The sequence below is a fragment of the Streptomyces sp. MnatMP-M17 genome, from assembly GCF_900091995.1.
GTDB lineage: Bacteria > Actinomycetota > Actinomycetes > Streptomycetales > Streptomycetaceae > Streptomyces.
In genome coordinates this window covers 1-7,059 of record NZ_FMDK01000725.1, presented here as the reverse complement: position 1 = coordinate 7,059, position 7,059 = coordinate 1, and the positions used below count along the sequence as shown (strand labels likewise).

The window sequence follows — 7,059 nt, the reverse complement described above, 5'->3', positions numbered from 1 at the left end:
CGGCTACCACGCCCGCGCCGGCGGCGGGCCCGCCGTACTGGCGCACACCATGAGCGACAGCATCCTCGATGTGCGCGTGGCCGGGCGTTCCTTGGGTGAGATCGGTCTGAACGCGGCCATGGCCGGGCACTTGGGCGTACCGGTCGTGCTGCTCAGCGGCGACGACACCGCCTGCGCCGAACTGACCGATCTGGTCCCGTCCGCGCTCACCGTCGCGGTCAAGCAAGCCCTCGGCCAGACCGCCGCCATCGCCCTGCACCCCGAAGAAGCCCGGGACCGCCTGCGCCGGACGGCGGCCGAAGCCATCACACGACGTGCCCAGGTTTCGCCACTGACCATCGCCGGACCACTCGATGTCGAGGTCGACCTTTCCGGGCCGTACATGGTTGACCTGGCGACACTCGTACCAGGCGTCTCACGCGCCGGGAGCGGCCGTACGATCGCCTTCACCGCCACCGACATCGCCGAGGCCTACCGGCTGGTCCTGCTGCTCGTACAACTCTCCGGCATCAAACCCGGCTAGAGACATGTCCTATGGGTCTCTTGGAGCGCCTCTCAGTGCCCCGGGAGGGTTGAATGCTCGGTTACTTGACGGTGAAGCTCGCCGCCTTTGTGGCCAGGGTGGTCGTGCCGTCCTCGGCGGTGGCGAGGACGGCGACATGCCAGGGACCGCGAGGGGAAGACTCGGCCTCGGCGCCGGGCACGGCGATCGTGTAGACGCAGCGCGTGGTGTCCTCGCGGGCGGGCTCGCAGGTGGCCGACTCCGCAGCGGCCATGTCCTTGGCGGTCAGCTCCTGCTGGGCGAAGGCGGAGTCAGCCGGCCAGGCCAGGACCTTCAAGCTCTTGACGCCGGAGGACGCCGTGACATCGGTGGTGAAGGTGAACGAGCCGTCGCGGTCGCCGTCGGGAGCGACATAACGGGCGGTGCTGTGCGCCAAGGCGGGAGGCTGCTCACCGGCATAGGCGATGGCGAAGGCTCCGGCGCCTCCGAGGACGACGACACCGGCGGCTACGGCCAAAGCGATACGTCGGGACATAAGAGTTCTCCGCAACTGTCTCAGATGGATGAGATCGGCGCTCTCGGTTGCGCCGCTGCGACCATGCTCGCGGCGCGGGATGCGCCGGGCATGAGCACATGTGCTCAGCTCGACCTGAGTAAGCGGCTGCGGATGGGGGCTCGGAGATCGAGACCCGTTACGTACCGACGCCCGGCGCCGTACGGATCGAGGTGCACGACACGTCGCTGAGCCGGCCCCAGGTGCGGGACGCGGATCCCGATTCCCTTGACGGCAGGGGGCGACCGTCGCGGCGCAACTGATCGTCGCGTTACGCCACTGCACCGTGGTCGACCTGGAGACCGGGTACGCGCGGTACGCGGGCCGGGCCGACCAGGTGGACCTGGAGCGCGGCTGCGGGGCTGGTCAGTGGCCCGTCGAGCCACCGTTGTCGCGGCGGTCCAGGGCACGCTGGAGCGCCGCGGCGGCGTTCTTGCGGTCGGACTCGCTCGTACGGGGAGTGTGACGGACGCGACGGACTGTCGTCTCGGCCATGATGATCGACTCCTTGAGATAGCTGAGCCACGCGGTGGGGTCGCATGATGCATCTACGAGGCGCCGGATGGGGCGGGGGGCGTGCGCCGCAGGGGTTGCCTGCTGAGGGCGTCGGCCCGCGACCGCCATTCGCTGGATGGAGCGAGACGTTCGGCTCTTCCACGCTAAGCGAGGTGCGCCGCCCTGTCTCTATATTTACTCGGACTTCCTACTATCTGAGACGGCACCCCTCCGACCTGCGGCTGTGCGGACCGTACGGACGACGGAGCCGGCACGGGACCGACGCCGCGATCCCGCCATGACCGCATCTGTCTCATTTTCACATTCAGGTCGCCCGACCTCTCCGCTTACGGTGCGTCAGGGCCTCATTACCGACTGCCCCGGACCGATGGAAAATTCACCGGTCAAACCCACCGGGTCACACCCGGGGAAGGAGCACTCCTGGCATGGTCAACGTTCTCAGCAGCGGCGTCTGGACAGGTGTCGACGTGGACACATCGCAGTTCAGCGGTCTGCAAACCAAGCGCCTCGCCTGGGGCGCCGTCGCGGATGACGTGAAGAGCGCCTACGTCTTCGAGGGCGTCTCCACCCAGGTGGCGCTCGACGGCACCCCGAGCATGATCGGCTCCTTCAAGCACTACAACCATGTGATCCCCATGCCGCCGAACCCGATCTTCACCGCGGAACTCACCATCACCGTGGCCTTCGGAAACAAGGACAGACGCACGGTCGGCCCGCTGAAATTCCAACATCGCGAGACGCCCAACGTGGGCCCGTCACAGGAAGACACGGTCGAGCTGGAAGAGGTCAAGTTCGAGCAGGTCGTGGAAGTCGAAGGCCGCTGGTACGACATGCATATCCAGGGCTTCCTTCAGTTCGGCGAGATCACCAGGCACTTCGTCAGCATCGAGGACGCCAAAGAGCCCAACACCGCCGAACTCAGGGCCTCCTTCACTCCCTACCAGGGCCCGTCGTAGCCACATCGCTCATATGGTGCAGCGGTGCCGGCCGGGCGGCTTCCAGTTCACCGGGCGGCTTCCGGCTCATCGGACGCAACGGCGTCCGCTACCGCTTCGTACTCGATATGTCCGACCTGCGTTGAGCGCAGTCGACCGCGCGGCGCCCCAGAGGGCCCTACAAGACGTCCCCTTCGCGCCAGTCGAAGACCAGCGCGCCCGAAGGGCCGGGCAGCGGACGCCTCGCGGCCGGCCGCAAGTACGTGCAGTCCTCCTCCTCGGGAAGCCTGACCACGCCACCGGGGGCCAAGGTCTCGATCGTGCCCTGCCACAGGTGCCAGCCCCGCGCGCGGTACAGTCGGGCGCCGTCGTCGGAGGCTGAGAGCGCTCCCAGGTGGTACGCGCCGTCGATCACGTGCTCCAGTGCCGCCATGATCCGGCCGCCGAGTCCCTGCCGGTGGCGGTCGGGCCGTACCGCCACGGCCTCGACGTAACCGACGCGGTACGAGCGGCGCCCGTACAGCACCCGCCGCTGGATCACGCTGCCGTGCGCGAGGAACGTACCGTCCGGTGCGCGAACGTACGCGTGGACACCGCCGAGCCCGTGGTCCCAGTCCTCGTCGGTGAATCCGCCCTCGAAGGCCTCGTCCATCAGGGCGCGTATCCCGGCGAGGTCGGCCGGGGACAGCTCGAAGGTGTGGGCGGTACACAGGGGTTCCGCGGTACGCAGGGGTTCGGGTTCCGTCATGCGCGCCACTCTCCCAGGGCGGGGGCGCCGGACGTGGGTCGCCCCCGTACCGGCGAGGGGGGCGCCGATACGGGGGCGAGACTGTGGGGGGGGCGGGCCCGGCCGGCGGACGTACCAAGTCGGCCGACGTGGCGGCCTCAGCCCATGTGCGGGTAGCGGTAGTCGGTCGGCGGGACCAGCGTCTCCTTGATCGAACGGGTCAGCGTCCAGCGCATCAGGTTCTGCGGCGCGCCCGCCTTGTCGTTGGTGCCGGACGCACGGCCGCCGCCGAAGGGCTGCTGGCCGACGACCGCGCCGGTCGACTTGTCGTTGATGTAGAAGTTCCCGGCCGCGTACCGCAGCTTCGCCATCGCGTCGGCCGCCGCGGCCCGGTCGTTGGCGATGACCGAGCCGGTCAGCGCGTACGCCGAGACGGACTCCATCTGGGCGAGCACCGACGCGTAGTCGGCGTCGTCGTAGACATGGACCGCGAGGATCGGGCCGAAGTACTCGGTCGTGAAGACCTCGTTCTCCGGATCGGTGCAGACGATGACGGTGGGCCGTACGAAGTAGCCGACCGAGTCGTCGTACGTACCGCCCGCGACGATCGTGCAGGTCGGGTCCGCCGCGGCGCGGTCGATCGCGGCCTTGTTCTTGGCGAAGGCGCGCTCGTCGATGACGGCGCCGATGAAGTTGGTCAGATCGGTGACATCGCCCATGGCGATCCCGTCGACCTCGGCCGCGAACTCCTCCTGGAAGCCGTCGTTCCAGATCGACGCCGGTACGTACGCGCGCGAGGAGGCCGAGCACTTCTGGCCCTGGTACTCGAAGGAGCCACGCGTCAGCGCGGTCTTGAGGGCGGCGCGGTCGGCGCTCGGGTGGGCGACGACGAAGTCCTTGCCGCCCGTCTCGCCGACGATCCGCGGATACGAGCGGTATTTCTCGATGTTCTCGCCGACCGTCTTCCACAGATGCTGGAAGGTCCTGGTCGAGCCGGTGAAGTGGATACCGGCCAGGTCGGGATGGTTCAGGGCCACCTCGGAGACGGCGATACCGTCGCCCGTCACCAGATTGATGACGCCCTTGGGCAGCCCGGCCTCCTCCAGCAGCTCCATCAGCAGCACGGCGGCCAGCGTCTGCGTCGGCGACGGCTTCCAGACCACGACATTGCCCATCAGCGCGGGCGCGGTGGGCAGATTGCCCGCGATTGCGGTGAAGTTGAACGGCGTGATCGCGTAGACGAAACCTTCCAGCGGGCGGTGGTCGAGACGGTTCCAGACACCGGGCGAGTTGGCCACCGGCTGCTCGGCGAGCAGATCACGGGCGTACGAGACATTGAAGCGCCAGAAGTCGATCAGCTCGCAGGGCGCGTCGATCTCGGCCTGCTGGGCGGTCTTCGACTGGCCGAGCATGGTGGCGGCGGCGATCGTCTCGCGCCATGGCCCGGCGAGCAGTTCGGCGGCGCGCAGGATGATCGCGGCGCGGTCGTCGAAGGCGGTCGCGCGCCAGCCGGGAGCCGCGGCCAGGGCGGCGTCGACCGCGTCGCGCGCGTCCTGCTGGGTGGCGCCGGCGAAGGTACCGAGCCTGGCCCGGTGGTTGTGCGGCTGTACGACATCGACGCGTTCGCCGCCGCCCATCCGCTTCTCACCGCCGATAGTCATCGGCAGGTCGACGGGATTCTCGGCCAGCTCCTTGAGCCTGACCTCCAGACGGGCCCGCTCGGGTGAGCCGGGCGCATAGCTGTGCACCGGCTCGTTGACCGGCACGGGAACCTGGGTCACAGCGTCCATGGTTGCCGAATCTCCTTCATCAGTAGGTCAGTTGGCAGTCGTGGGTTCAGCCGCGGCTGACCAGCGAACGCAGGAAGAACGCGAGGTTGGCGGGCCGCTCGGCGAGGCGGCGCATGAAGTATCCGTACCAGTCGGTGCCGTACGCGATGTAGACACGCATCCGGTGTCCCTCCACCGCGAGGCGGTTCTGCTCGGCCTCGCGGATGCCGTACAGCATCTGGAACTCGTACTCGTCCAGCTTGCGTCCCGCACGGTGCGCGAGCTCCTGCGTGATCGCGATGATGCGCGGATCGTGGGTGCCGACCATCGGATAGCCCGAGCCGTCCATCAGGATCCGCAGACAGCGGATGTAGGCCCGGTCGACCTCGGTCTTGTCCTGGTACGCGACGGAGGCCGGCTCCTTGTAGGCGCCCTTGACCAGCCGTACGCGCGAGCCTGCGGCGGCCAGTGCGCGGCAGTCGTCCTCGGTGCGGAAGAGATACGACTGTACGACCGCGCCGGTCTCCGGGAAGCGCTCCCGCAGCTCGGTGTGGATGGCGAGCGTCGAGTCGATGGTGGTGTGGTCCTCCATGTCGAGAGTGACCGTGGTGCCGATCGCGGCGGCGGCCTCCACGACGGCGGTGATGTTCTTCAGGGCGAGGTCGTGTCCGCCGGGAAGCGCCTGGCCGAAGGAGGAGAGCTTGACGGACATCTCGGCGCGGGCGCCCAGTTCCAGCGGAGCGAGGGCGTCGATCAGCCGGAGGTAGGCGTCACGGGCGAGCAGGGCCTCGGCCGGATCGGTGATGTCCTCGCCGAGGACATCGAGCGTGACCTCAAGACCGCGGGCGGCCATGGTCTCGATGACCGGAGCCGTCTCCTCGATCGACTCACCCGCGATGAAACGGTTCACCACGGGCTTGGTGACCGGCGCGGCCGAGACGACACGGCGCATTCTGTCGCTGCGCGAGGCGGCGAGGATCACGGGACCCAGCACAGGGCACCTCCATGGTGAGATCGAGCAGGGCCGCGGCGGAGCGGTCCGGGACGGAGCAGGCCGGGGACAGGCAGGGACGGAGCGACCGGACCGGACCGGATCCGCACGGCACGGAGAACCACTGTGAAACCTAAGGATCGCTCCGATCCTCTGCCATCGACAGGTGTCACGCATCCGTGGCCGGGATCTCAGACAACTGTCTGAAGGCGGTGCGAGAATGTCCGGATGAAGGGCGATTACCAGGAACTGGTGGACGAGATCACGGCGCTGCTCGGCGTTCCCGTGACGCTGGAGAACCGGGATTTCGGGCTGATCGCCTTCGGTGCGCACGACAGTGATGACGACACGGCGATGGATCCGGTGAGGACGCGCTCGATCCTGACCCGGAAGTCCACGCCGGCGGTGCGCGCGTGGTTCGAGGGCTTCGGCATCACCCGGGCGAAGGGCCCGGTCCGTATCCCGGCCGCACCGGACGCGGGAGTCTTCCGCGGCCGGATCTGTCTGCCCGTACGGCATCGGGGCGTGGTGCTGGGTTACGTATGGCTGCTGGACGATTCCGAGCCGGGCCAGGGTCCGGTCGACTCCCGATTGGGCGACTCCCGATTGGCGGCGGCCATGGAGGTGACGGCCCGGATCGGGGATCTGCTCGCCGAGGAGGCGAAGGCGGGCGCGGATCTGGCCCGCGAATTGCGCGCTGCGCTCACGGCGGAGCGCGGCTGGCAGCGCGACATGGCCCTGGCCACGCTCCGCACGGCCCTGGGCCCGAGCGCGGACGGTCTGCATGTGCTGCTGTGCGTGGCGCCCTGGCGACTGGAGGAACCCCGTCCGCGGGCGGTCCCGGGCACAGCGGCGGTGTGCGCGCTGCCGTATCCGGATGGGCGCGCGGGGGCGCCTTCGGGCGGCGGGTACGACCGGTCCGGCGCACCCAGCCGCACGGACCGGGCCCACGGGTCCACGGCTCATGGATCCACGACGCCCGCCCGGGTGACAGCGTACGAGCGAACCGGCGCATCGCGTCCGGGCGAGCCGACCGGCCGGATGTCCAAGGACGCGCGGGCCCGCT

8 protein-coding genes are annotated in these 7,059 nt (G+C 68.9%); 3 read left to right on the top strand and 5 right to left on the bottom strand.

Going from position 1 to position 7,059, the window contains the following annotated elements:
- Positions 1-523, top strand: a 523-nt coding sequence (locus GA0115259_RS29205) for a M55 family metallopeptidase (RefSeq protein ID WP_161230491.1), incomplete at its 5' end; no start/stop codon positions are given.
- Between the two features lie 61 nt (positions 524-584).
- On the opposite strand, the gene GA0115259_RS29200 is transcribed toward GA0115259_RS29205, so the two are convergent.
- Positions 585-1,037 (bottom strand): DUF5707 domain-containing protein, encoded by a 453-nt coding sequence (locus tag GA0115259_RS29200; protein WP_093602577.1) that lies wholly within the window; start codon positions 1,035-1,037, stop codon positions 585-587.
- Between the two features lie 384 nt (positions 1,038-1,421).
- The gene (locus GA0115259_RS42265) at positions 1,422-1,550 is read right to left on the bottom strand and encodes a hypothetical protein (protein WP_093602575.1); all 129 of its coding nucleotides are present in this window, start codon (positions 1,548-1,550) and stop codon (positions 1,422-1,424) included.
- A gap of 446 nt (positions 1,551-1,996) precedes the next feature.
- On the opposite strand from GA0115259_RS42265, the gene GA0115259_RS29190 reads away from it, so the two are divergent.
- Entirely contained in the window at positions 1,997-2,527 is a 531-nt protein-coding gene (locus GA0115259_RS29190) for a choice-of-anchor K domain-containing protein (RefSeq protein ID WP_093602573.1), read from the top strand.
- 157 nt (positions 2,528-2,684) lie between these two features.
- Here the strand turns inward: GA0115259_RS29190 and GA0115259_RS29185 are convergent, their stop codons facing one another.
- From GA0115259_RS29185 to GA0115259_RS29175, 3 genes are all read right to left on the bottom strand, one after another.
- Positions 2,685-3,254, bottom strand: a complete 570-nt coding sequence (locus GA0115259_RS29185) for a GNAT family N-acetyltransferase (RefSeq protein ID WP_093602571.1) — start codon at positions 3,252-3,254, stop codon at positions 2,685-2,687.
- 137 nt (positions 3,255-3,391) lie between these two features.
- Positions 3,392-5,023 (bottom strand): L-glutamate gamma-semialdehyde dehydrogenase, encoded by a 1,632-nt coding sequence (gene pruA, locus GA0115259_RS29180; protein ID WP_093602569.1) that lies wholly within the window; start codon positions 5,021-5,023, stop codon positions 3,392-3,394.
- Positions 5,024-5,069: 46 nt separating this feature from the next.
- A complete protein-coding gene (locus tag GA0115259_RS29175; protein ID WP_093602567.1) occupies positions 5,070-5,996 on the bottom strand; it encodes a proline dehydrogenase family protein in 927 nt (308 codons plus the stop codon).
- 225 nt (positions 5,997-6,221) lie between these two features.
- Here GA0115259_RS29175 and GA0115259_RS29170 point away from each other — a divergent pair.
- A partial coding sequence (locus GA0115259_RS29170) for a PucR family transcriptional regulator (protein WP_237540572.1) occupies positions 6,222-7,059 on the top strand: 838 nt, incomplete at its 3' end.

What these genes read in the sequence shown, in the direction of transcription:
- GA0115259_RS29200 (WP_093602577.1), bottom strand. Translation starts at nt 1,037, where the DNA reads ATGTCCCGACGTATCGCTTTGGCCGTAGCCGCCGGTGTCGTCGTCCTC.
- GA0115259_RS42265 (WP_093602575.1), bottom strand. Translation starts at nt 1,550, where the DNA reads ATGGCCGAGACGACAGTCCGTCGCGTCCGTCACACTCCCCGTACGAGC.
- GA0115259_RS29190 (WP_093602573.1), top strand. Translation starts at nt 1,997, where the DNA reads ATGGTCAACGTTCTCAGCAGCGGCGTCTGGACAGGTGTCGACGTGGAC.
- GA0115259_RS29185 (WP_093602571.1), bottom strand. Translation starts at nt 3,254, where the DNA reads ATGACGGAACCCGAACCCCTGCGTACCGCGGAACCCCTGTGTACCGCC.
- pruA (WP_093602569.1), bottom strand. Translation starts at nt 5,023, where the DNA reads ATGGACGCTGTGACCCAGGTTCCCGTGCCGGTCAACGAGCCGGTGCAC.